Below are 25,393 nucleotides of genomic sequence, written 5' to 3' on the forward strand. Positions count from 1 at the left end.
GGGTAGCAGCAAACCCAGATCAATTAGCCCCCTTGCCGGCGTCGCCAGCAAAGGGGTGACCAAGCTTGAGTGAGATGAGTAAACTGTCAGCAGATTCGTTGGCAGTTTGCCGCTCTAGATAACTTTTACGGAGAGATTAATTATGGCCCTCATCAGTTTGCGCCAGATGCTCGACCACGCTGCCGAGTACGGCTACGGCGTACCTGCCTTCAACGTCAACAATCTGGAACAGATGCGTGCCATCATGGAAGCGGCGGATAAAACCGACTCTCCGGTGATCGTGCAAGCCTCTGCTGGTGCGCGTAAATATGCGGGTGCGCCTTTCCTGCGCCACCTCATTCTGGCTGCGATTGAAGAGTTTCCGCACATCCCGGTTTGTATGCACCAGGATCACGGCACCAGCCCGGGCGTTTGTCAACGTTCCATTCAGTTGGGTTTTTCTTCGGTGATGATGGACGGCTCCCTGGGTACCGACGGCAAGACCCCAATGGATTATGAGTACAACGTCGATGTGACTCGTCGCACCGTTGAAATGGCTCACGCCTGCGGTGTTTCGGTTGAAGGCGAGCTGGGTTGCTTGGGTAGCCTGGAAACCGGTCAGGCCGGCGAAGAAGATGGTATTGGTGCCGAAGGTATTCTGGACCACAGCCAGATGCTGACCGATCCGGAAGAAGCGGCTGATTTCGTCAAGCAGACCGGGGTTGATGCGCTGGCCATTGCGATTGGTACCAGCCATGGCGCCTATAAGTTCACCCGTCCGCCGACAGGCGATATTCTGGCAATTGAGCAGATCAAGGCGATCCACAAGCGTATTCCGGATACGCACCTGGTGATGCACGGCTCTTCTTCCGTGCCACAGGAGTGGCTGAAAATCATCAACGAGTTTGGCGGTGAAATCCCCGAGACTTATGGTGTGCCGGTAGAAGAAATCGTGGAAGGCATCAAGTTTGGCGTGCGCAAGGTGAATATTGATACCGACCTGCGTCTGGCCTCGACTGGCGCTGTCCGCCGCTTCCTGGCTGAGCACCCGAGCGAGTTTGACCCGCGCAAGTTCTTGGCGAAGACAGTCGACGCTATGCGTGATGTCTGCATCGCTCGTTACGAGGCCTTTGGTACTGCCGGTAATGCATCCAAGATCAAACCGATCTGCCTGGATGACATGTTTGAGCGTTACGCCCGCGGCGAGCTTGATCCCAAGATCAACTAAGCGCTTTCAGCAAGGCGGCTTCGGCCGCCTTGTTACCTTGTGGCTCGGAGAAAATGACATGCAGCCAATTGATGAAGAACCGGATGAGGAGTTTGCCCAGAGCAAACTGATCGAGGCCGTTGAAAACCAACTTGCCAGTGGCGAGCCGGCCGCGGCCCAAGCCACGCTGAACAAGTTGACGCTGGTAGGGTATGGCCATGATGAAAGCCTGGAGCTGATGGCGCAGGTACTGGCGCACTGTATCGGGGTCATGCTGGATACGGATCAGCCTTTTGACAATCAGGCCTATGAGCAGGGACTGCGCAACCTACCAGAACTGCCTGAAGGCCCTGCTGAAGATTGAAGTGACACCCCATTACTGACTGATCAGGAACAATAAGAATGAAGCTAGCATCCGTCTTGCGGATCCTCTTTTGCTATCTGCTGAGCGTGGCACTGGGCACAGTGCTTGGCAGCTTGGTGCAAACCCAGTTCAACCTGTTTTTTCTGCAGGAAATGGGCGTGCCGGTTGAATTGCCAACGCGCTTCGCTACCAGTTGGCATGACCTGATGCATTTTACGCCCTTGTTTTCCGTGATGGTGGCCGCGACTCTGCTGCTGGCGTTACCGGTAGCAGAGGGCCTGGGGCGTATCTTCAAGCCGTGGCGCGGCCTGCTGTACCTGCTGGCTGGTGGCGGCGGTATTTGGGTCGCCTTTACCCTGGCCAATTACCTGTTGCCGATGCCCACATTTATTGCTGCTACGCGCGGTACCGCCGGCTTGCTATGCATGATGTTGGCGGTGGGGATTGCTAGCTGGCTATTCGGTCGCCTGACTAAACCTAAAGCGCGGCGCGGGCTGCGGGTGCTGGGCTGACTTGCTGGCCCGAGGAGAATACAACAATGTTGAGTAAATCTGTTTTTGGCGCAGCGCTCTTGCTGGCGGCTGGCTCGGGTGTTCAGGCCGCAGACTACCAGATCGAAACCGTTGCCGAGGGTCTGTCCTTCCCCTGGGCGTTGGCGTTTCTGCCGGATGGCGGCATGCTGGTCACAGAGCGCGCGGGTCGTCTGCGTTTGATCAATGCCGAGGGTGAGTTGCAGGCTGAACCCATTGCCGGCGTGCCGGAAGCGTTCGTCAACAGTCAGGCGGGGCTGATGGGGTTGGCCCTGGCCCCGGATTTTGCGCAGTCGGGTGAGCTGTTCATGAGTTATGCCTGCGGCACCATCGAAGCCAACCATACCTGCCTCGCGTCGGCGCGTTTTAATGGCACTTCGCTGGAAAATACCCAGGAAATCTTTCGCGTGCAGCCAGCCAAGAAGGGCAGCGCACATTACGGCGGGCGCATGGCTTTTCTGCCGGACGACACCCTGCTGCTAACCCTGGGTGATGGTTTCGATTACCGCGAACAGGCGCAGAATACGGCTAACCATCTGGGCAGTATTGTGCGCCTGAACCGCGATGGCTCGGCGCCTGAGGATAACCCTTTTGTCGCTCAGGATGGCGCACAGCCAGAGCTGTTCAGTATTGGCCACCGCAGTGTGCAGGCGATTCTTTACGACGCGCAGACGCAACGTATTTTCAGTAATGAGCATGGGCCGCGCGGTGGTGACGAAGTCAACCTGATCGAAGCGGGCAAGAACTACGGTTGGCCAAAAATCACCTATGGTATCGATTACGATGGTGCGCAGATATCGCCCTATACCGAGCTGCCAGGGCTTGAGCAGCCGCTGCTGTACTGGACTCCGTCCATCGCGCCCTCGGGTATGACCCTGTACCGCGGCGAACTGTTTCCGCAGTGGCAAGGTAATCTGCTGGTGTCTGCATTGGCCGGACGGGAAGTCCGCCGGGTAGTGCTCGATGGTACCGAAGTGGTTGAGCAGGAAAGTCTATTCAAGGAGTTGGGTGCTCGTTTTCGTGATGTACGCACCGGGCCGGATGGGGCTGTCTATCTGTTGACGGATAGCGCCAATGGCAGCGTGTTACGGGTCACTCCCGGTAATTGAAATCAGTCGCTTGGCCGCTGTGTTTTGTCCCGCTGAAATTGGGCGCGATACGTTTTTGGTGTCGCGCCGTACCAGCGGCGAAACGTGCGGCTGAAGTTGCTGGTGTCCTGGTAACCCAGCTTTTCTGCTACGCGCTCTACGCTTAGTTCGGTATGGGCGAGCAGCCAACCCGCTTGCTCACTGCGCAACCTATCCATAATCTGCTGATAGCTACTCCCCTCGCTGTGCAAATGGCGAATCAGGGTTCGCGCGGTGACGTGTTCCTGTTCGGCCATTTGCGCCAGCGTGGGGTAGTCTTGCTCACATTCCAGCAACCGCTGCTTTATGCGTTCACTTAGTGCGCCGCCACGTTGCTGGCGCTGAAGTTGATTTTCGCAATCACGTACAGCGTGCTGGCAAGCCTCGCTATCCGCGCCAAGGCACGGCTCCTCCATTAGCCCCGCTGGTAGGTGGATGCGCAGGGCATCTGCATCGAAGCGCCAGTCGCGCGCGTAACCTCTAATCTCTTTCGACCAGTCCGGTTCTGGCAGCGGCCAGTCAATGCGGATGACGTCATGCAGCGGCTGGCCGCCAAGGGTTTCCAGTAGGCGTAGCAGGGCAGTAGTGAAGTGGCCCAACAGGTACTCGCGAATGGCTGCGGGCATCCGCGACTCGTCCAGCACCAGTACGGGTGGCTGCTTGCGCTCCCATCGGAAAGCGCCCAAGTGCTGGCGCAGGCTGCTGTAGTGTTCGGTGAGGCCGATGGCTTCGCCAATGGTGTTGGCGGTGACCGCGGCGTAGCCCGCTGGGCCATGCGCGCTAACGTCGGTGTGCATGCCTACCGCAAAGCCCAGCCAGGGACAGCCGCTAAGCCTGATGGCGCTAGCTAACAGGCTTTGCAGGCTGCTCATGTTAAGGAAGTGATTGCTGTGCAGTAGCGCGTCCCAGTCTAGCGGGCTGTCGGCCTGTATCTGTTCGCTACTCAGCCCCTGACGTAACAACTCGGCGTAGACCAATCGAGCGTATACGGGATGAACAGCCGGGCTGAGCCAGAATTGGTTGGACTGCATACTGAACCTTGTTGTGTTTTATGAGTTGGCGGCAGTAGCTGTTGTCACAATATGACGATAATTTGCCGGTTGCAACGGGTGTTGCGGTTAACGGCTGAGCAGAAGATAGGACGGTCATAGCCATAACAACAAGAGGATGACTGCATGACTGCAACTGCTGCGCAAGATAATGGCCTTTCAGGCTACGTGGACCGCAAACGCCGCCTTTGGCTGTTTTCGTTGATGGTGCCAGGGCTGGCACTGGTCGGTCCGTTGCTTTATATGCTGGTGTCGCCGCAGATCATCTGGCTGTGGTTGTCGACCCTGTTCGGCTACGTCGTAATCCCCATGCTGGACGGCGTGCTGGGAGAAGATCTGAGTAATCCGCCGGAAGAGGCGGTTCCCGCCCTTGAAGCTGATAGCTACTACCGTTACGTGACCTACGCTCTGGTGCCCATTCTGTGGATCAGCTTTCTGGTCAATATCATTTTTCTCGGTACCCACGATCTGCCCTGGTATGGAACTCTGGCTGTCATTCTGGCGACCGGCGGCTCGCTCGGTTTTGGCCTGAATCTCGGGCATGAGATGGGGCACAAGAAGACCACGCTGGAGCGATGGTTGGCAAAGATTACTCTGGCTTTGGGCTGTTATGGGCACTTTTTTGTAGAGCATAACCGCGGTCATCATCGCGATGTGGCTACTCCGGAGGATCCCGCTTCAGCTCGCATGGGCGAGAGTATTTACCGTTTTGTGTTTCGCGAGATGCCCGGCGCCTTCTTTCGTGCCTGGGATCTTGAAGCTCAGCGGCTGGATCGCTGCGGCAAGTCGGTATGGAGTCTGGAAAACGAGATTCTGCAGCCTGCGCTGATCAGTGCTGTGCTCTATGGTGGGCTAATTGCCTGGCTGGGTATCGAGATGCTGCCAATCATGCTGCTGATTGCCTTTTGGGGCGCTTTCCAATTGACTCAGGCCAATTACATCGAACATTACGGCCTGCTGCGTGCCAAGCAGGCGAATGGGCGCTACGAGCGTTGTCAGCCGCACCATTCGTGGAACAGCAATCACCTGTTTTCCAATTGGGCGCTTTTTCATCTTCAGCGTCACTCTGATCATCACGCTCACCCAACACGGCGATATCAGTCGCTGCGTGACTTCCCCGATCTGCCACGTTTACCGAATGGCTACTTTGGTATGTACCTGCTGGCCTACTTCCCGCAGCTCTGGGCTAAGGTGATGGATAAACGCCTGCTAGCTGCGGTTGATCGTGATCCGGAGCGCATCAATTTCTTGCCGGCGAAGAAAGAGATGTTGATGCGCCGCTACAATCTGGGGCCGCAAGAACAGGTGCCAGAGGAGGTTTTGGCATGACGCGATACCGTTGCCCGGAATGTGACTACGAGTATGCCGAAGCGCAGGGTGATCCCCATCAGGGATTCGCGCCGGGTACGCCCTGGGAGGCGTTGCCGGACAGTTTTACCTGTCCGGATTGCGCGGTGCGCTTCAAGGAGGACTTTACGCTGGTCGAGGATTCATAGCGGCCACACCCACAGCAGCATGGGTATGCTGACGGTAACGACCAGCAGCTCCAGCGGCAAACCGAGGCGCCAGTAATCTCCGAAGCGAAAGCCACCGGGACCGAGGATCAGGGTATTGTTCTGATGGCCAATAGGTGTCAGAAAGGCGCAGGAGGCGCCTATCGCCACGGCCATCAGAAAGCTGTCGGCATTGACGTGTAACTGCCCGGCCACGCTCAAGGCGATGGGGCACATGACGGCGGCGGTAGCCGCGTTGTTCATGAAGTCGGATAGCGTCATGGTGACGATCAGGATTAACGCCAGGGCAATGATCGCATTGCCCTGAGCCAGATGTTCCAGCAGCGTTTTGGCCAGCAGGTCAGCAGCGCCGGTACTCGCCATGGCGGCGGCCAGCGGCATTAACGCAGCCAGCAATACGACAATCGGCCAATCCACTGCCTCGTAGATTCGGCGTAACGGAATGACGCGTGTCAGCATGTACCCCAGCACGCCGGCGATAAAAGCAACGGCTGCCGGGAGTATGCCAAAGGCGGCAAGACCGATGGCCCCCAGCATAATACTGATGGCGTATAGAGCCTTGCGGCGGTCAGGGATCAGAATGCTGCGTGCCGCCAACGGCACACAGCCATACTCACTGGCAAAGCCGGAGATGGCCTCTGGTGGTCCCTGCATCAGGAGTACGTCACCGGCTTCAATCGCGGTCCAGCGCAGGCGACGAATGGACCTGTGGCCCTGCCGCGATATCGCCAGCAAATTGATACCAAACCGGGTGCGTAGTTGAATGTCCGATGCGCTTCGACCCAGAATGTCTGCGCTGGGCTGAACGGCCAACTCGCGCAGGGTTATTTCATCGGACTGATCGGGTTTGCTGTTTTTTTCTTTGCTCGTCTCTTCGCTCGCGTCCGGATCTTCCTGCGGGCGGCTAGCATCGCTTACGTTGGCATCCTGCTCGGCGTGTTCGTCGCCATCTTCCGACTCGCTGTGTTTTTCTGTCGTACTGGTAGGTACCGCTTCTTCCAGTTTTAAGCCAAGGCGTGTCAACGAAGCGCCAAGTCCCTCTGGTTCTGCCTCAATAACCAGGATGTCACCGGCATGCAGTATTCGGCTGGGCATAGGGGCGGTGACGCGGAAGTCGTTGCGGACCATACCGACAATCTGGGCATCGCTCTCGTCCAGCAGTTTCTCCACTTCCGCGAGGGTCTTGCCGTCGGCCTTGCTGTCAGCGTCGATATGCACTTCGGTCAGATAGGTGCCGGTATCGAAACTTCCGACATCGGGTTGCGTGCGATGCGGCACCAGCCAGCGGCTGGTCAGCACGACAAAGACAATCCCTGCTGCCGCAACTGACAGGCCCACGGGAGTGAAATCAAACATGCCAAAGCTGCCCAGCTCCTGTTGCGCGCGAAAGCCCGCTACGATCAAGTTGGGTGGGGTGCCAATCAGCGTAGTCATGCCGCCGAGAATGGTGCCGAAGGCCAAGGGCATGAGCACTTTGCCGGGTGGTAGCCCTTCGCGCGCAGCGAGTTGCAGGGCCAGTGGCATCAATAGCGCCATGGCACCTACGTTATTCATGAAGGCGGAGAGGAAAGCGCCAAGCAGAGTCAGCACTATCAGGCTGAGCAAGGCGCCGCCGCGCTTGGGCAGGACGCGCTGCGCCAGCGCCTCAACAGCGCCGGTGGTCTGCAAGCCTTTGCTGAGAATCAACACTGCTGCCACGGTGATGACTGCAGGATGGCCGAAGCCGACAAAGGCGTCAGCCGCTGGCGTCAACCCGCTTACTACGCAGGCCATCAGCGCGGCCAGGGCGACCACATCGTGTCGCCAGCGCCCCCAGAGGAACAGGGCAATAGTACAACCCAGAATCAACAGAATCAGTTGCTGACTGGCATCCATGAACAGCCCTCGTTTCGGCCCGGTTACGCTGAAGGTGCGTTGCGTGTGCGCTTACGACAGTAAGCGAACTTTAAAGCGACGGCCTTTGATCTTGCCTTCACTCAGTCGAGCTAACGCTTTTTTGGCCTGATCCCGGCGAATAGCGACCAATGCTTGATAGTCGCTGATGCTGATTTTGCCAATAGCATCGCTCGCTAATCCGGCTTCACCGGTCAGCGCCCCCAACAAGTCGCCGGGACGCAGCTTGTCCTTGCGACCGCCTGCGATAGCCAGTGTAAGCATTGGTGCTACCAGGGGTTCGGTGAGTGTGGTCGGCAAGCTATCCAGCTCCTGCCAGTCCAGGGGCTCTTTACTATTGTCTTCGATTGCGCGCGCGCGCTTTAGCTCACGTGGTGCGACCAGACTGAGTGCCAGGCCTGACTGCCCGGCACGACCACTGCGGCCGATGCGATGAGTATGCGCCGAAGGATCGCCAGAAAGTTCAACGTTGATGACCGCTTCCACGCCTTCAATATCGATACCGCGCGCAGCGACATCGGTGGCGGTCAGGACACTGCAGCTTTGGTTGGCAAATAGTGCCAGCACCTGATCTCGATCACGTTGCTCCATATCGCCGTGAATGGCCTGCGCACTGATGCTGTTGGCATTCAGGAAGTCTGCCAGCTCCTGGCACTGCTGGCGCGTGTGGCAGAAGGCGATGCATGGCTGCGGACGATTGGCCGCCAGCAGTCGCAAAACGGCGTCAAAGCGTTGAGCGTCTTCGATTTCGTAGAAACGCTGGGTTATGGGGTTGCTCGGGCTCGCGTCATTGATGGTGACTTGTTTGGGGTTGCGCATGAAGTCACTGGCCAAGGATTTCAGCCCTGCCGGGTAGGTCGCGGAGAACATCAGCGTCTGCCGCCGCTTGGGCGTGTGGCCGATAATCTCGCGTATGGGATCGACGAAGCCCATATCGAGCATGCGATCAGCTTCGTCCAGTACCAGGCAGTTAAGGCTATCGAGCTTGAGGGTGCCGCGGGCCAGGTGGTCCTGGATGCGCCCTGGGGTCCCAACGATAACGTGCGCACCTTGTTCCAGAGAGGCCGCTTGCGGCCCAAAGGGCGTGCCACCACAGAGCGTGATGATCTTGATATTGGGCAGTCCCCGAGCGAGGTTGCGCAGCGCTGTGGCGGTTTGCGTTGCCAGTTCACGGGTTGGGCTCAGCACCAGTGCCTGGCAACCAAAGAACTGAGGATTCAGCGGTGTAAGCAGCCCAATACCGAATGCAGCGGTCTTGCCACTGCCGGTGCGTGATTGGGCTAACAGGTCATCACCCTGCAGAATCAGCGGCAGCGCTTCTGCTTGAATCGGCGTCATGCTCGCATAGCCCATTTGTTGCAGGGTTTCGAGCATGGCCTGAGGAAGTGTTAGCGAGTCGAAGGAAGTCTGGGTCACGGGGCAAGCCTGGCGCAAAGAAAGGGCCTGCAGTGTATCAGATCGCAGCTCTCTACTAGCAGCAGGTCAGCGCTTGGCGGGCCTGGCAATCAAGTCGGATGGAGAGAGAGCTCGCCGTTTATTGCCATACAGTCGTGCGGTTTCGCCCCTCTGCTTTGGAGCGATAGAGCGCTTTGTCTGCGCGCTCGATCAGATCCTGATACTTTTCAATATCGGGCGTTATTCCCGCAACGCCGACGCTGACAGTGAACTTCAGCGGTGTGCCCTGATGCTCAATCTGTTGCCGCTCAATACTCTCCCTGAGACGCTCGGCAAACTGCTCGGCACCTTCCAGCGAGGTATCCGGCAGCAGTATGGCAAACTCTTCACCACCGTAGCGCCCGCAGAAGTCGGTCTCTCTGGCCAACTGTTCGGTCAGTCTTGCTGCTGTGCGGATGACTTCGTCGCCAGCCTGGTGGCCAAAGCTATCATTGATTTTTTTGAACTGATCGATATCCATCATTACCAGGCTGACCTGATTGTCGTAGCGCTGGTAGCGAGCGAACTCGTGCTCAAGACAGCTTTCCCAGTAGCGGCGGTTGAGTAGCCCGGTTAAACCATCGCGCAGTGCCAATTCCTGCAGCTTGGTGTTGGCCGACTCCAGCTGACGCTTATTCACGGCAACGCCGGTCACGTCATAGATAATCAGACATACGCGGTCGGTTTTGCCGGTAATGCTGCTCAGCGGCAGGATAGTAACGTTCTGGTACATCTCGTCGGCCAGCCCGGTGATGGGCTGGTAGCTTTTGAAACGAAACAGGTTGGGGCGCTGCTCCCAGATGGTAAAGGCACGGGTACCCAGCATCACCGAGGTTTCAACTTTCTGTGTGAACCAGGCCTGGTCAATTTCCGGGAATAGCTCGAACAGCGATTGCTGGTTTACCTTGTCCGAGCCGAAGCCGGAATGGTTCTCCATAAAGCTGTTCCATACTTCTATCTTGTAGTCGCGATCCATGACTACCAGGCCTACATCGATACTTTGCACAATATCGAGCAGCCAGTGAAGTTCATTGATGTCAAACTGAGCAGCCATGCACCTTGCCTTTTTCAGTTGATCATAAAGTCTAGAGTTTCCCGCAGCCGAGGCACGGAATCTTCGGTGAACAGCAGCAACAGGTCGAAATGAATCTCCAGGTCTTCCAACCCGTAGCTGATCTCTACAGCCAGGGTGCGCTTCCAGCGACGCTGATTAATGCGTATCAAATCTTCAATGGGGCAATGTTGCCCAAGCACCATTGGGTGGCCCTGTGAAAGGGAAATATTGAGCTGTTCAGACAGGCCGTTGAGGCAGGCTCCAATGATGATGCTGGCTAGATCGAGCAGCATCTCAAGCTGAGCGCTCTCATCTTCCCGCGTGTTCAGGAGGTGTGCAACGTCGCCGATCTCTGAATCATGAAATATCAGCAATGCCTCGCCGGCCACCCCGGCGCCAATAAAGCCCTGACAGATCGCAGAAAGGCGCTGACCGCGCTGTGCGTCGGCTAACGCCATATGCAGCTCGCCGACTTCCAGGATGTTGACGTTGGGAATAGGTAACTTGATAAAAATACCGAGTACCCGGCCCAACAGCTCTGCGGCGCGGCCCATCGCGACGTTCGAGACCTCGCGAAAGGCATCTCGGAAAGACACGGTAGGCAGATGCAGATCGCTTTCTCTGCTCTCTGCAGGTGCCTCTGTCAAAGGGATCTCAACACCGAGCGAATTTAGGGCTTCGGCAAGTTGTAATGGATCGGCCGGCTTTTTCAGGAACGCCTTGGCTCCCAGTGCCTTTGCCCGCCGTACGGCTTCTTCCTGCACATCGCCGGATACAACGATGACGTCCGGTGTCAGCGCCTCTTCGCGCAGCGCCGCAAGGACGCCGAAGCCATCCAGCTCAGGCATCGTCAGATCCAGGAGTACTACCTGCCCAGCTCCGGCACGAATGGCTGCAAGTCCCTCAAGGCCATTTGTAGCTTGCGTGATCCGGAATGGCCAATTTGCTGGCAGCGCCCGAATCAGCTGCTTGCGAGCCATATTGGAGTCGTCACATACCAGCAGGGAAATTGCGGTCACTTTGAGATCCTTGGCACTATTGTCGGTTATCGCTGCTACTATCTAGTCTCTGGGCAGATGGCCATCACCTGATTTGTGTTGCAGCATGACAACATCTTGGCCCATTGAGAAGCGATTGAGGTAAAAGTTAGCGTTTTTTTGATCATTATTCGCACTACTTCCGGTTATGTGGATACTATTGTCCTCTCCTTTGTTCTGAAGTCTGTTGCCTCGCTCCAAGAAAAGAGTATTTCAAGAGGAAAAGAATGGCCGAGCAACTTGAGCAAGATCAAAGCCATCGCCGCTCCGTGTTGCGCGCGCTGTTGTGGCTTACGCTCCTCTTTGGTTTTACCTTTGCAGGTTTAAATATCTATCGAGGGCTATATCTTTTGGCTGCCATTGAGGTGGCCTATGCTTTATTCAGCTTCAGTTTGTTGCCCATCATTCCCAAGACAAAGCATCTTGATGCTTGGACAATCGCGTTTCTGGTTCCTTTTTTCTGCATCATGGTGTTCGCTTTGGTGCTGCCCAATACGTCCTTCACCGTCTTTGCCTGGATTCAGACTATCCCCATTATTTCTTACCTGCTATTGGGGCAGCGCGGTGGGCTGTGGATGTCATGCATCTTTATTTCAGCCGCGATTGTTGCCTTCAACGTGCGCTATATAACGGGTGAAAATGCGATGAATGCGCTCATTGTTACCAACCTGGCGTTCAGCAGTTTGGCCGTTATGCTTTTTTCGCATATTTATGAGCGTAGTCGAACGCGTAATGAAGCCCGGTTGATTGAGCTTGCCGGTACCGACAGTTTGACCGGCATTGCCAATCGGATGCGTATGGGTGAGGAATTCACTCGCTTACGCAGCCAGGCCGAGCGCAGCGCAATGGCGTTGTCTCTGGTGGTGCTGGACGTCGACAAGTTCAAGCACGTCAATGATCAATATGGACACGAGACAGGTGACAGGGCGTTGCAGCATATTGCGGGCAAACTCTCAGAGCGTTTGCGCGGTTCTGATATGGTCTGTCGATTGGGTGGCGAAGAGTTCGCTCTTTTGTTGCTGGGCGCGGATCATCAGCAGGCGGCAAAGTTGGCTGATCATTTGCGTCAGCAGGTCTTTGCAACGCCGTTGAAGTTGAACGGTACCGAGCTGCAGATCAGTTTCAGCGGGGGGGTCGCCACCTTGTCAGATGATGGCGATGACCTCAGTACGTTGTTGAAAGTGGCTGACCAACGCATGTACGAGGCCAAGAGCTCCGGGCGTAACCGGATCGTTTCTGCGCATAACCCTGTTCCAGAATCCTTGGTCAGCAGCTGATCATCGGCTTTCGTTGTGTTTGGTTCTCGGCGTTTCTCTCTTATCTCCAGCTACACTGGTAACTGAAGGTCTGATTAGTCAGGAGGGCAGAGCCATGCAGATTGGCGTTCCAAAAGAGATCAAGAATCACGAGTACCGCGTGGGTCTGACGCCGCAGTCGGTACGCGAACTGGTACGGCAGGGGCACCAGGTGTTCATCGAGTATGACGCGGGCACGGCCATCGGCTACAACGACGCTCTTTACCGTCAGGCGGGAGCCGAGCTGGTATCAGTTGATGACCTGTTTTCGCAGGCTGACTTGCTGGTTAAGGTCAAGGAGCCACAAGCCGAGGAGCGCGCCCGGTTGCGGCCGGGACAGGTGTTGTTTACTTATCTGCATTTGGCGCCGGATCGCGTTCAGACTGAGGAGCTGCTGGCCAGCGGCGCTATCTGTATTGCCTATGAAACGGTGACCGATGCGCACGGGCGGTTACCGTTGTTGGCACCCATGTCAGAGGTGGCCGGGCGTATGGCTATTCAAGCTGGCGCTGGCTGCCTGGAGAAAGCGAGAGGCGGTCGCGGCGTACTGCTGGGTGGGGTGCCGGGTGTGCCGCGTGGCAAGGTAGTTATTCTTGGCGGCGGTGTGGTGGGGAGTAATGCCTTGGCCATGGCTGTTGGCCTGGGTGCAGATGTCACTGTGCTGGATAAGAATCCGGACGCCTTGCGACGTCTGGATGCCCTGTATGGCAACCGCATCAACACCTTGTACTCAACGGGTGCGACGCTGGAGGAACAGTTGTTGGGTGCCGATCTGGTTATTGGCGCTGTGCTCATTCCTGGTGCGGCGGCGCCTAAACTCATCAGTGCAGAGTTGGTCGCACGCATGCAGCCTGGGGCTGTGCTGGTAGATGTGGCTATTGACCAGGGCGGTTGTGCGGAAACGTCCGCCCCCACGACCCATGATCAGCCGACGTATATCGTCGACGAAGTGGTGCATTACTGCGTGGCAAATATGCCGGGCGCGTTAGCACGTACCTCGACCCAGGCGCTGAATAACGCAACCTTGCCTTTTGTGCTGGCGCTGGCCAACAAAGGCGTGAAGCGCGCACTGGCTGATGACGCGCATTTGGCCCATGGGTTGAATGTTAGCGGCGGTGCGCTGTGCAATGCGGAAGTCGCCGAAGCATTGGATATGCCGTGTCAGGTACTCAGTGAGGTGATTGCCGGGTTACCGGACTAACTATATTGTTGCCCAGCTTTGCGCCGCTAAGCGTTTTCCTGGCGCAGCTCGGCAATGAGCTGGTCTTTTTCTGTCCAGAGCTGGCTGACCCACTGCTGGAAACGCGCGCGATACTCCGGGTCCAGACTGTAGTCACCCGCCACCAGTTCAGCGGGTAGCGCGCGGCCACGAATGTCGACGGTAATGCGCGATACTTGGCCGCTGACCAACCGCCAAAAGCCTGGCGGACGGTCACCCGGGTAAAGAATCGTGACGTCCAGCACTGAACTCATTTGCGCGCCGAGCGTGGCGACGACAAAGGCAATGCCACCCGCCTTGGGTTTGAGCAGATAGCGATAGGGCGATTGTTGTTGGCGATGTTTGGCCGGTGTGAAGCGTGTGCCCTCCAGATAATTGACGACCGTCACCGGTAGTTTCTGAAATTTCTCGCAGGCCCGGCGGGTAATCTCCAGATCCTTGCCTTGATCCTCCGGATGCTTCGCCAAATGGGCTTTGCTATAGCGCTTCATGAAGGGGTAGTCGAGCGCCCAGAAAGCCAGGCCCAGGAAGGGAACCCAGATTAGCTCGCGCTTGAGGAAGAACTTGAAGTAGGGCGTTTTACGATTGAATGCGTTAACCAGCGCGGGGATATCGACCCAGGATTGATGATTGCTGATGACCAGGTAGGATTGATCTGCTTTGAGTGGAGTATCGCAGCGCACATCCCATTTGGTCGGCAGCAGAAGGTGAAAAATACCCTTGTTGACCTCTGCCCAGGTTTCTGCGATCCACATGACGCCCTTGGAGCAATGGCGTCGCAGGTCAGTATTGGGAATAGCGACCTTGATGATACCCAGTATCAGCATCGGGCCGATACCAATCAGGGTGTTCAGCAGAATCAACAGGCAGGTCAGCAAACCCGTCAACCAATGGGGCATGGGTAAGTATCCCTTTTCGAGCAAAGGAACAAGAATACCGGGTTTCGCTCGTGCCACGCCAGCCTGCTCTTGGCGGTTAACTCACCCTAACGGGTGATGTTGCGTTGGCGGTGGCGCTTCTATTGTCATGGCATCGCTATAACCGACAGATCCTGAGGCTTGGCAGCAAGGTGCCAAGCTGGTGGGGCACCGCTGAATAATAACAAGAGGTTACATGTCGTCGTCTGATGCTCCATCCACGACCTTTCTGGATGATGCCCCGGCTGTGGGTCAGCCTACCCTGACCATGCCTTGGAGTACTCGTTTTCTGCTGGCGGCGATCAGCGGTGTGATGATGTTTGCTCCCTGGGTTAACCCGGCGTTGTTCTGGACCGGTTGGCTGGCCGGTCTGCCACTGCTCTTTGCCGTGCGTGGGACCCGGCTGCCGGCAGCCTTTTTACTTGGTTGGGTGGCTGGTGCTCTCTGCTTTGCCGGAGCCAGCCATTGGATGATCGACTTTATGATCCATCTCAAGGGGCTCTCATGGCTGGCTAGTGCCTGTCTGGCGATGCTGTTCTGGTTGTATACAGGGCTTGCCGTGGGCTTTGCTTGTCTGCTGTATCGCTGGGTGGCTGAGCGTTTGCCGCGTCTCGACCTGCTCACCTTTCCTCTCGTAGTGACCGCCGTGATGGCTGTTTTTCCGCAGCTTTTCGTTACCGATTTTGCCGAAGGCCAGGTTCGCTTTCTGGTTGCGTTGCAAGGCGTAGATCTGTTTGGTGCCAAGGGCCTGAATATCATAATGCTGATCTTCAGTACGCTTGTGTTTCATTTTTTGCAGGCTGCTCACCGCGGCGACCGCGCGGCTGGTTGCGCTATGCTGACGGCCGCAGGTGTATTACTGCTGTGGTTTGGCTACGGCGTATACGCCTTGAATTACTGGGATACCCAGGCGCGTCATTGGGAGACGACCCGCATTGGATTGGTGCAGCCCAATGACCCGCCGCGTCGGCGTATCCCTGAGCCGCGTGCGGGGTTTACCCGAGAGGCGCCGGAAGAAATGCTGGCTAGCCGCCGACTGGCGAGGGCGGGAGCACAATGGATAGCTTGGCCTGAAGCACGCTATAAAGGGTATTACGATCTGTTCACCGTTCGTGATGGTTACGCCAAAGAGGTCAGGCGGTGGGGCGTGCCGTTGTTTTTTCACGATGTTGAAACGCGTTGGTTGAAGTCTCAGCGGGTGAGCTATAACACCGTTGCCTGGTTGGCCTCCGATGGCGTGCTCGCGGGGCAGTATCGCAAGGTCAAGCGCATGCCGTTTGGTGAATACCTGCCGGCGTTTTTTGAGCTTCCGGGCGTTGTCCAGGTTACCAAACTTTTTATGGGTGACTATCTGCGGCCGCTGGGAGCCGGTACAGAGCATATGCAGTTCAATGCCGGTACTATGCGGGTGATCCCCAAGGTATGTTATGAGACGGCCTTTCCCGAGTTTGTAGCGGACTCCATCGGCGCTGACGCGGCCGGCAAGCTGCTGCTGTTTCTCTCCCAGGACAACTGGTTTGGTGAAACTTCGCAACCTTTCCAGCATCGCGATATGTCCATCGTACGGGGCGTGGAAAACCGCGTGCCTATGGTGCACCTGATCAATAACGGTCCCTCGGTTGCAACCTCTCCCAGCGGGCGAATTATTGCTAGCACACAGGCATTCTCAAGGGCGGAGTTGCTGGTCGATATACCCTTCTCGGCACAGTCGGGTGGCAGCTTTTACAGCCGTCATGCTGTGTTGGTGCAGCGTTGTCTCTACGCCGCCCTGGCCTTGCTATTGCTTGGCGCGCTTATGGCTGGGCGCCGCTCGCGGCGCAGTTAGAGGGCGTCTGCACGGTATACGCTTTCCCCGTCCTTAATTGTTTCCATGACCTTCAGCTCCAGCAGCTGCTCACGCGGCAGCGTGATCGGGTTTTGCGACAGTACAACCAAGTCAGCAACCTTGCCCTTTTCAATAGAGCCTTTGCTGTTTTCCTCGAAGTGCTGGTAGGCCGGCCAGATGGTCATTGCCTTGAGTGCCGTCAGCGCATCCAATCGCTCTTCCGGCCCCAGGATGACGCCGCTACGGGTGACTCGATTGGTCGCACTGTGCAAGATGCGCATGGCGCTGGGGAAGGTGACGGGCGCATCAGAATGGATGCTGAACTTGATTCCTGCGCGGTGCAGTGTACCTGTCGGCGAGATAAATTTAGCCAGCTCCGGCCCGGCTACCGATGAACTATGCCAGTCGCCCCAATAAAAGGTGTGCATGGGATACAGCGAAGGGAAAATGCCGAGTCTGACCAGTTCGGGTATTTGATCCGCTCGCAGATACTGTCCGTGAATAAGCACGGTGCGAGGATCCCTGGTATCGGGTATATCTTGTTGCACTGCATCGGTCAGGCGGATCAGTTGATCAATAGCCGCGTCGCCGTTTGCATGCACCAGTACCTGCCAGTCATGGTCATAGGCCTGCTTCATTATCCTGCGTGCTTCGGCCTCGTCAGCGAATAGCGGATGACCGCTATAGTTGGCATCCTCGTGCTCGGGTGGCTGGAAGTAAGGGTGGGTAAACCAGGCTGTCTTGCCTTGTGGCGAGCCGTCGAAGGTTAGTTTGACGCCGCCGATACGAAAGTGATCGGCATAGTCACGAGACATCAGCGGCCCTTTAAGCATAGGGTTCTGTAGATTGCTGACCAGGTCCGGATAAGCAACTACGTCGATCTTGAAGTATCCCGCCTTGGCAGCCTGCGCAAGGCCTTGCAAGGTATCGGGTGAGGTGCGGCCGTCCTGAATAGTGGTGAAGCCGTTGGCCAGGTAAATGTCTTGCGCCTGCATGAGCATGTCGATGCTCTGTTGTGGCGTAAACCTGGGTATCAGCTTAAGCAAGGCGCCAATATGCGCGTTCTCTGCCAGCAAGCCGTTAGGAGTGACGCCGTCTTTCTCACGGTAAATGGTACCGCCCTCTGGATTGGCTGTATCGGCATTGATTCCTAATACTTCCAGCGCCTTGCTGTTGTAAACCCCCAGATGACCTGACTGGTGAATGGCCATGATGGGCAGGCTGGTAGATACCGCATCCAGCTCCTGTCGGGTGGGGTGGCGCTGCTCCAGCAACTGCGAATCATCGTAGTTGAAGCCGATCAGTATGCCGTAGTCCTGCGCGCGCGAACTGCTGTTCAGGTACTCCCTCAGTGCTGCCTGCAGCTCGGCGATCGAGCTGCCGGGGCCGTCTGGAGGCGGCAACAGATTGGCAGCGATGGCTTGGATGCCAACAAAGGAAAAGTGGCTATGAGCGTCGACAAAGCCAGGAATCAGAGTGCGACCTTTCAGGTCGTGCAGTTGGGTTTCTGGTCCGAGAAAATCGGCTTCCAGTTCGGCGCGGCTGCCGACACCGACGATGATGCCATCATCAACTGCGACGGCTTCCACGTTTGGCTGGGCATCGTCCATGGTCAGGATAGGGCCGCCGAAAAAAAACGCGTCCGCTGGGTTTATGACCGCTGCCTGCGCTGCACTGGGCAGGGCGAGGGTTCCTATCAACGCTGCTATAGGCAGGTGGAAACCTCGAGGAATGACCGTCATGTGTACTCCTTGTCCAAAACGTTACACCCGAATGCGGTGAACCCTGCTGTCCAGCACACGCACGCATTGCTATCGTCGTGACAGTGTAGACAAGGTTGATAAGTCAGGGAGTTTAATGCGCGGCCAGATATGCTCATTGTGCGGCTGAAATAGTCATCTCAGCCTGGCAGTTAGACAAACTGGCCCGCGGTATAGCCAGATGACCAGGCCCACTGGAAGTTGAATCCGCCAAGATGCCCGGTAACGTCCAGCACCTCGCCAATGAAATACAGGCCTGCTTGATGCTTGGCTTCCATGGTCTTGGAGCTTACGTCGTCGGTATCGACGCCGCCGAGCGTGACTTCGGCGGTGCGGTAGCCCTCAGTGCCGGAGGGCTTCAGGCACCACGCATTCAGTCGCTGGCCGATGTCGCTCAGCAGTCGATCGCTGAATTCGGCCAATGCCGTATCGTCCTGCTGCGGCCACCAAAGTTGCTGCAGCTCGCTGACCAGCCCCTTGGCCAAGCGTTTGCCCAATAGCGTTTTCAGTCTGCTACGTGGCTGTTCTCGCTTGGCCTGCAGTAGCCATTCAAGGGCATCAATGCCGGGGAGTAAATCAATACTGATTTCATCGCCAGGTGCCCAGTAGTTGGATATCTGCAATATTGCCGGGCCGCTGATGCCGCGATGGGTAAACAGCATGGCCTCGCTGAACGACTGGCCATTGCAGCTGACTTCAATATCCAGTGCGAGCCCGGACAGTCGCTCGCACAGTGGCTTCATGGTGTCGCTGAACATGAAGGGCACCAACCCGGCCTGCCTGGGTATGAGTTTCAGGCCAAACTGTTCGGCCAGTTGGTAGCCGATGCCTGAACCACCTAATGTGGGTACCGACAGCGCGCCGGTGGCAACCACCACGGTGGTGCAGGTCAGCTTCTGGGGCCGCCCGCTTTGCTGCAGATGCAAGCGATAGCGCGCAGCATTGCCGGTCTCGTTTAGCGCTTCCAGCCGCTCCAGTTCGCACTGAGTGCGGATCTCGACGCCAGCCTGTATACACTCATCTTCCAGCATGGCGACGATCTGTTTGGCTGAGTCCTGGCAAAACAGCTGGCTGTGCTTGCGCTCTTCATAGGCAATGCCGTGCTGCTCGACCAGGGATATGAACTCCCATTGGTTGTAGCGCTGGAGGGCAGATTTGCAAAAGTGTGGGTTGCGCGACAGGAAATTGTTTGGCTCGACCATTTGATTGGTGAAGTTGCAGCGTCCGCCACCGGACATCAGGATCTTTTTGCCGATCTTGTTGGCGCGCTCCAGCACCAATACCCGTCTCCCACGTTGGGCCGCGGTAAAGGCGCAGAACAGCCCGGAGGCGCCGGCACCAAGCACTATAACGTCGAAGTCTGCGGAGGTGTGAGTCACGGCGGGCACTTATCGTTGGCTGGCAGGTTTGCCGCGGATTCTAACATTGTTGTTGGTATCCCGGCTGCGACGAATCAGTTCGTCGCCGCGAGCATACTGAGGGTCTTTGCATAAACGGTCGTAGAGCACCAGATTGACGGTCGCAGCCAGGTTGAGGCAGCCTTGGGTAGGGATATATACCACCGCGTCAGCGCGGTCGATGAGCGCCTGCTCCAGAGTGCCGTCCTCTGGGCCAAACACATAGAGCGCACGCTGCGGATGGACGAACTCCGGCAGTGCAACCGCGCCTTCAACCAGCTCAATGCAAACGATCTGCGTGCCAGCGGGCAGTGGCTCCAGCAGAGACTCCACACGTGTGGCAGGAATACGCTGATTAACCTTCTGGGTATCGGTATTGAATTGCGCCGCTCGATCATGTCGTGTGCCGGTATAGCGCACTGCATTCGCGTTGAAACAACCCGCAGCGCGCAGTATGGCACCCACGTTGGTCGGGCTCTTGGGATTACTCAGGCCGATCAGAACCTGGGGATCATTCATCTGCTATTCCATTTCTACCGAGGCTGAATTCGCGGGTCGGGGCTGGGCAAGCAGCCCGCTGCGGGTAGAATACAGACTTTCGCCGCTTAGCTCAGCAGAGCCTTGGCGGTAAACAGATCAATCAGGATACCGATATGCCGCAAGAGCCCAGCGAGATCAAGCACGCAGACCCGCTGCATGGGGTAACGCTAAAGACGATTGTTGGCGATCTGGTTGAGCAGTATGGCTGGGAGGAGTTGGGCAGGCGCATTCCGATCAACTGTTTTCTCAGTCAGCCGAGCATCAACTCGAGCCTCAAATTCTTGCGCAAGACACCCTGGGCGCGGACCAAGGTTGAGGCTTTATATATTCAGTCGCAGCGCTAAGTGGCACCTTGCGCCGGCGCTTCTGCCGGAACCCAGCCAAGGGTAGCGGCGGCCAGCAGCAGGTAACGCCCGCCCTTGGCTAGCGTGACGATCAGCATGAAGCGCCACAGGGGTTCGCGCATCAAGCCGGCAACGATGGTCAGCGGGTCGCCAATGAAGGGCGCCCAACTCATCAGCAGCGACCAATAACCCCAGCGGTGATAAGTAGCCTGCGCGCGATGAAGTTGTTTAGGCTTTAGAGGAAACCAGCGCTTGTGTTGCAACTGTTCAAGATAGCGCCCCAAAACCCAGTTGAGCATGGCGCCGAGTACGTTGCCGGCAGTGGCTACCAGCAACAGCAGGGATACGGGGTGAAGGTTCTGCAGGAGCAGGGCGACCAACGCAAATTCTGATTGCGCGGGTAGTACCGTGGCGGCACCAAACGCGATCAGAAAGAGTCCTGCGTAACTTGTCATATCCCACATGCAGCTTTTTCCTGATTCCGGGGTGGCCAGCATACCGGATTACTGACCTTAGCTCGATTTGACGCAGTATTAAGCGCTGTTTTCGCGGATGTATTGCGGCGAAATAATGGGTTTTCTGCCTATTTCCGTAAATTATTGCGGAATCACTGCGGCAAGGGTTCACCTCTGTAGGCAAAGGGCGAATAATCGCCCCTTTTTTCTACTACACGACAGGAATCTGCATGTCTGATTCATCGCTGGAAGCCCTCCCGTCCGCAGCCGAAGTGCCGGCCAAAGTTGCTTCCTGGCTGATTTTGCTGGCGCTCGCGGTCGGTGGTTTTGCCATTGGCACCGGGGAATTTGTGATTATGGGCCTGATGCCTGACATGGCGGCTGACCTTAACGTGAGTGAGCCTCAGGTTGGTCACGTGATCAGCAGCTACGCAGTTGGCGTGATGGTGGGGGCGCCTGTTTTGGCAATCTTTGGCGCGCGGCTGCGGCGACGGCATCTGTTGCTGCTGCTGATGCTGTTTTTTGCTGCAGGCAATATGGGTAGCGCGCTGGCACCGGGATATCAGAGCTTGATGCTGGCGCGCTTTATCGCGGGTTTGCCGCACGGTGCCTATTTTGGTGTTGCCGCGCTGGTTGCAGCCTCGCTGGTTGCGCCTAATAAACGAGCTGCTGCCGTCAGCCAGGTGATGTTGGGGCTTACGCTGGCCATTCTGATTGGTAATCCTTTAGCTACCATGCTGGGACAGTCCATCAGTTGGCGTTACGCTTTCGTTGCGGTAGCGGTTATCGCGTTAATCACGGTTGCGATGATTGCCCTGTTTTTGCCGCTCGATGCGCGGCATAAACCCAGCAATCCATTAACCGAACTGCAGGCCTTTCGTCGGCCTCAGGTCTGGTTCGCGCTTGGCATCGGCGCCATCGGTTTTGCCGGTATGTTTTGTGTTTTCAGCTATCTGGCGATGACGCTGCTGGACGTAACCAAGGTCGACCGCGCGCTGGTGCCGCTGGCTATGGCGGCGTTTGGTGTTGGCGCCATTATCGGTAACCTGGCAGGTGGCTGGTTGTTTGAGCGCTTGCAGTTCCGCGCGGTAGGTGTAGTGCTGGTCTGGAGCACGCTGGTATTGCTGCTGTTTCCGCTTGCGGCCCAAGCCATGTGGAGCATCCTGCTGGCGTCCGTTGCGGTGGGCAGTATGGTGGCCTTGTCACCGCCATTGCAGACCCGCCTGATGGATGTGGCGGCTGATGCGCAGACGCTGGCTGCCTCTGCTCATCATGCGGCCTTTAACATTGCTAATGCCTTGGGGCCTTGGCTGGGCGGCATGGCGATTGTTGCCGGGTTTGGCTGGACGTCCACCGGATACGTGGGGGCTTTTACTGCACTGGGTGGGCTGGGGCTCTATTGGTTGGCGCGGCGTCATGAGCGTCGCCATCCATTGCCTGCCTGATAGCCTTCAGCTAGTCAGATCAAAACGGTGTTTTTTGCAGCAGTCTGGTTGCCCGGCTAAGGTAGTAGGCAGCCAGTCTTTTTCCTCTCTGCAAGGATACCGCCTATGTCGCTGCGCAATGCCGTCCAACTCATCTGCTATCCCAATCGCCTTGGCAGCAATCTTAAAGACCTGCATGCCACGCTGGATAAGCATTTAGCTGACGCTATTGGTGGTGTGCATATACTGCCGTTTTTCCCCTCCAATGCCGATGGCGGTTTTTCTCCCCTGACGCATAAGGAAGTGGACCCTGAGTTCGGCGACTGGGGGGATATTGAGCGACTGGCCGCTGACTATGATCTGTGTTGCGATCTCACCGTCAACCATATCTCTGACGAGTCGGTTGAGTTTCTCGACTTTCTCGATAAAGGATATGACTCGCCGCATGCCGAGCTTTTTGTGCACGTTGAGCGCTTCGGCGAGATTACACCGGATGATCTCGCCAAAATCCATATCCGCAAGGAGAAGGAGCCTTTTCGCGACGTGACCTTTGCCGACGGCAGCCGCGGGCGGGTTTGGTGTACCTTTACCGAACGGCAGATCGACCTTAACTACGAGTCTCCGCTGACCTATGCGTTGATGGAAGAATACATCCGCTTCCTGACCGCGCGGGGGGTAAAGCTGCTGCGATTGGACGCCTTTGGTTATACCACCAAGCGCATCGGCACCAGCTGTTTTCTGGTTGAGCCTGATGTTTATCGCATTCTCGAGTGGATCAATGACGTCGCGTTGCGCCACGGTGCGCAATGCTTGCCTGAAGTGCATGACCACACCAGCTACCAGTACGCGATTTCACGCCGAAATATGCATCCCTACGGTTTTGCTCTACCGCCCTTGATGCTGTATTCACTGCTGGATGCTAATAGCGTCTATTTGAAAAACTGGTTGCGTATGTGCCCGCGCAATATGATCACCGTACTGGATACGCACGATGGCATTTGTATTCCTGATGTTGAAGGTGTGCTGCCGGATGACAAGATCAAGGAGCTGATTGATAACATCAACGAGCGCAGCGCCGACCCCATACTGAGGCGCTCTGCTGCCCGGGTTAACAGTGTCGGCGCGATCTACCAGCTGACCTGTACCTTTTACGATGCGTTGATGCAGAACGATGACGCCTACATCGCGGCGCGCGCCATCCAGTTTTTCTGTCCTGGCATTCCTCAGGTTTACTATGTTGGTCTGCTCGCTGGCTGTAACGACGAGGATCTGATGCAGCAGACCGGCGAGCTGCGCGACATCAACCGGCATTACTACAGCCTGGGGGAGGTGGACGAGGCGATTGAGCAGCCGGTGGTGCAGCGGCTACTGAAATTGATGCGCTTTCGCAGTAATTACCCGGCTTTTGATGGCCGTTTCGAGTTGAACTATTCCAATGACAGCAGCGTCGCCATGGCTTGGCGGCATGGCGAGCACTATTGTCATCTCACGGTCGACCTGCGGTTCAAAACAGCGCGTGTTCTCTATCTGGATGAGCAGGACCTGAGTGAGCAGCACTTCACTTGCTGACCGAAAGCGCGTCGCGGGTAAGTCAGCCGCCGTTTAGTCGATCTGCTGCCACGTGGGCCGGTCGGGCATAGGCGCGTTCCACATAGCGTGCAAAGGTCGGGCGTTTTTCTATAGTGCCGAGCATCATGCCCCAACCTAACTGAGATGCGATGTAGACGTCTGCACCGGTAAATTGCGCGCCGCACAGCCACGGGCCGTCCTGCAAGGCCGTTTCCAGCGCATTGATCGTATCCGCGTAACTACCGAATCCTGCCATGCGGCTTTGCCCTTCAGGCACTTCCCAGCCCAGAGTACGAGCAGTTACCGCTGTCTCCAGCGGGCCTGCGGCAAAAAACAGCCAGCGCAGGTAAATAGCTCGGCGCGGATCATCTATTGCCGGTGCTAGATTATTCGTCGGAAAGCGATCAGCCAGATAGGCACAAATGGCCGCGCACTCGGTAACGATCATGGACCCATGCACCATTGCCGGGACCTTGCCCATTGGGTTGATCGCCAGGTACTCGGGGCTCTTCATCTGCTCGCCATACTCGATCCACACCGTCTCATAAGGAGTGCCGGTTTCCTCCAGCATCCAGTGCGCGATGCGGCCGCGTGATTGTGCATTGGAATAGAGCTTCAATTCGGTCATCTAATGGCTCCTGTAAGAGCTGGTTCTTGAGCTTGCGTGGGCTAGGCAGCCAGAATCTCCCAAAGGCCAATACAACTGATGGCTAACAGGGTGATACCAAGAATGCGGAAGAATTTGCTGGTTTCGCCTTTAAGCATGTGGTCGTGAAAGCGTAGGCCAATAAAATGGCCCAGGGTGACGCAGGGCAGTAACCATAGGTGGTGTATCAGTTGCAGATCGACGCCAGCGTAGATGAACGCGGCCATCTTGATTGCAACCAGAATAAACCAGAGGGCAAACAGGGTGTCGCGCAATTTTTCCTTGGCTACATGCTGTGCCGCTACGGCGATGATCAAGGGTGCGCCAATTAACGAGGTACCACTGACGTAACCGCCCAGCATCAGGAACACGGTGTCCACCAGTTTGCTGTTACTGCGAAAGGGGCGGTTGAGAATGTAGGACACCGAATAGGTGCCGACGATGCAGAAAATGATGATGCTCATTACGCTGGCCGGCAGCGTCAGTAGACCCAGCACGCCAATCATCTTCGGCACTATCATGATCCCCAACATACGCCACAAATAGCGCCAGTCGACGGTGCTCTCGCGCACCTCGCCATCGGCTTTGGGGGCACGCTTGCGGTTGTTCAAGAAGATGGTGAGCGAGGAGAACAGCAGCAGGTGTGCGGCAATCAGCGGCAAAAAAACCAACGGATCGTTATCGACCAGCAGCAGAAAGGGCAGTGATAGCACCGCGCCGCCAAATCCTAACCCCGAGCGAACAAAACCACTCCAGACAAATATGAGGCCAATCAGGGCGAGCTGGGATAGCGACAGGTCAGACATGGTGCTCC

The 25,393-nt window shown here is 56.7% G+C and carries 24 protein-coding genes; 12 read left to right on the top strand and 12 right to left on the bottom strand.

Annotated elements, in window-relative coordinates; translation table 11 throughout:
- Window positions 1-142: 142 nt before the first annotated feature.
- The 4 genes from fba to EF096_RS03985 are packed head-to-tail and all read left to right on the top strand — an operon-like array spanning window position 143 to window position 3,189.
- Window positions 143-1,207, top strand: coding sequence for a class II fructose-bisphosphate aldolase (fba, locus tag EF096_RS03970; protein WP_123888326.1), 1,065 nt, complete (start codon window positions 143-145; stop codon window positions 1,205-1,207).
- Window positions 1,208-1,265: 58 nt separating this feature from the next.
- Window positions 1,266-1,550 carry a hypothetical protein gene (locus EF096_RS03975; protein WP_123888327.1) on the top strand — a complete coding sequence of 95 codons (285 nt, stop codon included), beginning with the start codon at window positions 1,266-1,268 and terminating at the stop codon, window positions 1,548-1,550.
- A 38-nt stretch (window positions 1,551-1,588) separates the two neighbouring features.
- Window positions 1,589-2,062 (top strand): hypothetical protein, encoded by a 474-nt coding sequence (locus tag EF096_RS03980; RefSeq protein WP_123888328.1) that lies wholly within the window; start codon window positions 1,589-1,591, stop codon window positions 2,060-2,062.
- Between the two features lie 26 nt (window positions 2,063-2,088).
- Window positions 2,089-3,189 carry a PQQ-dependent sugar dehydrogenase gene (locus EF096_RS03985; RefSeq protein WP_123888329.1) on the top strand — a complete coding sequence of 367 codons (1,101 nt, stop codon included), beginning with the start codon at window positions 2,089-2,091 and terminating at the stop codon, window positions 3,187-3,189.
- 2 nt (window positions 3,190-3,191) lie between these two features.
- Here the strand turns inward: EF096_RS03985 and EF096_RS03990 are convergent, their stop codons facing one another.
- Window positions 3,192-4,238, bottom strand: a complete 1,047-nt coding sequence (locus EF096_RS03990) for a helix-turn-helix transcriptional regulator (protein ID WP_123888330.1) — start codon at window positions 4,236-4,238, stop codon at window positions 3,192-3,194.
- Between the two features lie 144 nt (window positions 4,239-4,382).
- Here EF096_RS03990 and EF096_RS03995 point away from each other — a divergent pair, with 144 nt between their 5' ends.
- Window positions 4,383-5,585, top strand: a complete 1,203-nt coding sequence (locus EF096_RS03995) for an alkane 1-monooxygenase (RefSeq protein WP_123888331.1) — start codon at window positions 4,383-4,385, stop codon at window positions 5,583-5,585.
- Window positions 5,582-5,752, top strand: a complete 171-nt coding sequence (locus EF096_RS04000; RefSeq protein WP_123888332.1) for a rubredoxin — start codon at window positions 5,582-5,584, stop codon at window positions 5,750-5,752. Before EF096_RS03995 ends, EF096_RS04000 begins: the two co-directional genes overlap by 4 nt.
- On the opposite strand, the gene EF096_RS04005 is transcribed toward EF096_RS04000, so the two are convergent.
- The 4 genes from EF096_RS04005 to EF096_RS04020 all read right to left on the bottom strand — a co-directional run bounded on the left by EF096_RS04005 (window position 5,747) and on the right by EF096_RS04020 (window position 11,170).
- The gene (locus EF096_RS04005; protein ID WP_123888333.1) at window positions 5,747-7,645 is read right to left on the bottom strand and encodes an SLC13 family permease; all 1,899 of its coding nucleotides are present in this window, start codon (window positions 7,643-7,645) and stop codon (window positions 5,747-5,749) included. The two genes, EF096_RS04000 and EF096_RS04005, sit on opposite strands and share 6 nt — an antisense overlap.
- Before the next feature lie 51 nt (window positions 7,646-7,696).
- A complete protein-coding gene (gene dbpA, locus EF096_RS04010) occupies window positions 7,697-9,079 on the bottom strand; it encodes an ATP-dependent RNA helicase DbpA (protein WP_123888334.1) in 1,383 nt (460 codons plus the stop codon).
- A 118-nt stretch (window positions 9,080-9,197) separates the two neighbouring features.
- On the bottom strand, window positions 9,198-10,151 hold the full coding sequence (locus EF096_RS04015; RefSeq protein WP_123888335.1) for a sensor domain-containing diguanylate cyclase: 954 nt from the start codon (window positions 10,149-10,151) through the stop codon (window positions 9,198-9,200).
- Between the two features lie 14 nt (window positions 10,152-10,165).
- On the bottom strand, window positions 10,166-11,170 hold the full coding sequence (locus tag EF096_RS04020; protein ID WP_123888336.1) for a response regulator: 1,005 nt from the start codon (window positions 11,168-11,170) through the stop codon (window positions 10,166-10,168).
- Window positions 11,171-11,415: 245 nt separating this feature from the next.
- On the opposite strand from EF096_RS04020, the gene EF096_RS04025 reads away from it, so the two are divergent.
- Together EF096_RS04025 and ald are read left to right on the top strand one after the other, a co-directional pair.
- The gene (locus EF096_RS04025; RefSeq protein ID WP_123888337.1) at window positions 11,416-12,465 is read left to right on the top strand and encodes a GGDEF domain-containing protein; all 1,050 of its coding nucleotides are present in this window, start codon (window positions 11,416-11,418) and stop codon (window positions 12,463-12,465) included.
- A gap of 94 nt (window positions 12,466-12,559) precedes the next feature.
- Window positions 12,560-13,684 (top strand): alanine dehydrogenase, encoded by a 1,125-nt coding sequence (gene ald / locus EF096_RS04030; protein WP_123888338.1) that lies wholly within the window; start codon window positions 12,560-12,562, stop codon window positions 13,682-13,684.
- A gap of 26 nt (window positions 13,685-13,710) precedes the next feature.
- Here the strand turns inward: ald and EF096_RS04035 are convergent, their stop codons facing one another.
- On the bottom strand, window positions 13,711-14,601 hold the full coding sequence (locus EF096_RS04035; RefSeq protein ID WP_123888339.1) for an acyltransferase: 891 nt from the start codon (window positions 14,599-14,601) through the stop codon (window positions 13,711-13,713).
- A gap of 214 nt (window positions 14,602-14,815) precedes the next feature.
- Between EF096_RS04035 and lnt the strand changes: the two genes are divergently transcribed.
- Window positions 14,816-16,444 carry an apolipoprotein N-acyltransferase gene (gene lnt / locus EF096_RS04040; RefSeq protein WP_123888340.1) on the top strand — a complete coding sequence of 543 codons (1,629 nt, stop codon included), beginning with the start codon at window positions 14,816-14,818 and terminating at the stop codon, window positions 16,442-16,444.
- Here the strand turns inward: lnt and EF096_RS04045 are convergent.
- The 3 genes from EF096_RS04045 to EF096_RS04055 all read right to left on the bottom strand — a co-directional run bounded on the left by EF096_RS04045 (window position 16,441) and on the right by EF096_RS04055 (window position 20,120).
- Window positions 16,441-18,186, bottom strand: a complete 1,746-nt coding sequence (locus tag EF096_RS04045) for an amidohydrolase (protein WP_123888341.1) — start codon at window positions 18,184-18,186, stop codon at window positions 16,441-16,443. The two genes, lnt and EF096_RS04045, sit on opposite strands and share 4 nt — an antisense overlap.
- A gap of 170 nt (window positions 18,187-18,356) precedes the next feature.
- Entirely contained in the window at window positions 18,357-19,583 is a 1,227-nt protein-coding gene (locus EF096_RS04050; RefSeq protein WP_218565706.1) for a BaiN/RdsA family NAD(P)/FAD-dependent oxidoreductase, read from the bottom strand.
- A gap of 9 nt (window positions 19,584-19,592) precedes the next feature.
- On the bottom strand, window positions 19,593-20,120 hold the full coding sequence (locus EF096_RS04055; RefSeq protein WP_123888343.1) for an RNA methyltransferase: 528 nt from the start codon (window positions 20,118-20,120) through the stop codon (window positions 19,593-19,595).
- 134 nt (window positions 20,121-20,254) lie between these two features.
- Here EF096_RS04055 and EF096_RS04060 point away from each other — a divergent pair, with 134 nt between their 5' ends.
- Window positions 20,255-20,485, top strand: coding sequence for a VF530 family protein (locus tag EF096_RS04060; RefSeq protein ID WP_123888344.1), 231 nt, complete (start codon window positions 20,255-20,257; stop codon window positions 20,483-20,485).
- On the opposite strand, the gene EF096_RS04065 is transcribed toward EF096_RS04060, so the two are convergent.
- On the bottom strand, window positions 20,482-20,949 hold the full coding sequence (locus tag EF096_RS04065; RefSeq protein ID WP_123888345.1) for a YqaA family protein: 468 nt from the start codon (window positions 20,947-20,949) through the stop codon (window positions 20,482-20,484). The genes EF096_RS04060 and EF096_RS04065 overlap by 4 nt on opposite strands.
- Window positions 20,950-21,170: 221 nt before the next feature.
- On the opposite strand from EF096_RS04065, the gene EF096_RS04070 reads away from it, so the two are divergent.
- On the top strand, window positions 21,171-22,385 hold the full coding sequence (locus tag EF096_RS04070) for an MFS transporter (protein ID WP_123888346.1): 1,215 nt from the start codon (window positions 21,171-21,173) through the stop codon (window positions 22,383-22,385).
- Window positions 22,386-22,490: 105 nt separating this feature from the next.
- Window positions 22,491-23,933 carry a sucrose phosphorylase gene (gene gtfA, locus EF096_RS04075; RefSeq protein ID WP_123888347.1) on the top strand — a complete coding sequence of 481 codons (1,443 nt, stop codon included), beginning with the start codon at window positions 22,491-22,493 and terminating at the stop codon, window positions 23,931-23,933.
- A 22-nt stretch (window positions 23,934-23,955) separates the two neighbouring features.
- Here gtfA and EF096_RS04080 read toward each other — a convergent pair whose 3' ends face one another.
- Entirely contained in the window at window positions 23,956-24,561 is a 606-nt protein-coding gene (locus EF096_RS04080; RefSeq protein ID WP_123888348.1) for a glutathione S-transferase family protein, read from the bottom strand.
- Window positions 24,562-24,602: 41 nt separating this feature from the next.
- Window positions 24,603-25,385, bottom strand: coding sequence for a sulfite exporter TauE/SafE family protein (locus EF096_RS04085; RefSeq protein WP_123888349.1), 783 nt, complete (start codon window positions 25,383-25,385; stop codon window positions 24,603-24,605).
- Window positions 25,386-25,393: the final 8 nt, after the last annotated feature.

This window comes from Pseudomonas neustonica, from assembly GCF_003797945.1.
Taxonomy (GTDB): domain Bacteria; phylum Pseudomonadota; class Gammaproteobacteria; order Pseudomonadales; family Pseudomonadaceae; genus Halopseudomonas; species Halopseudomonas neustonica.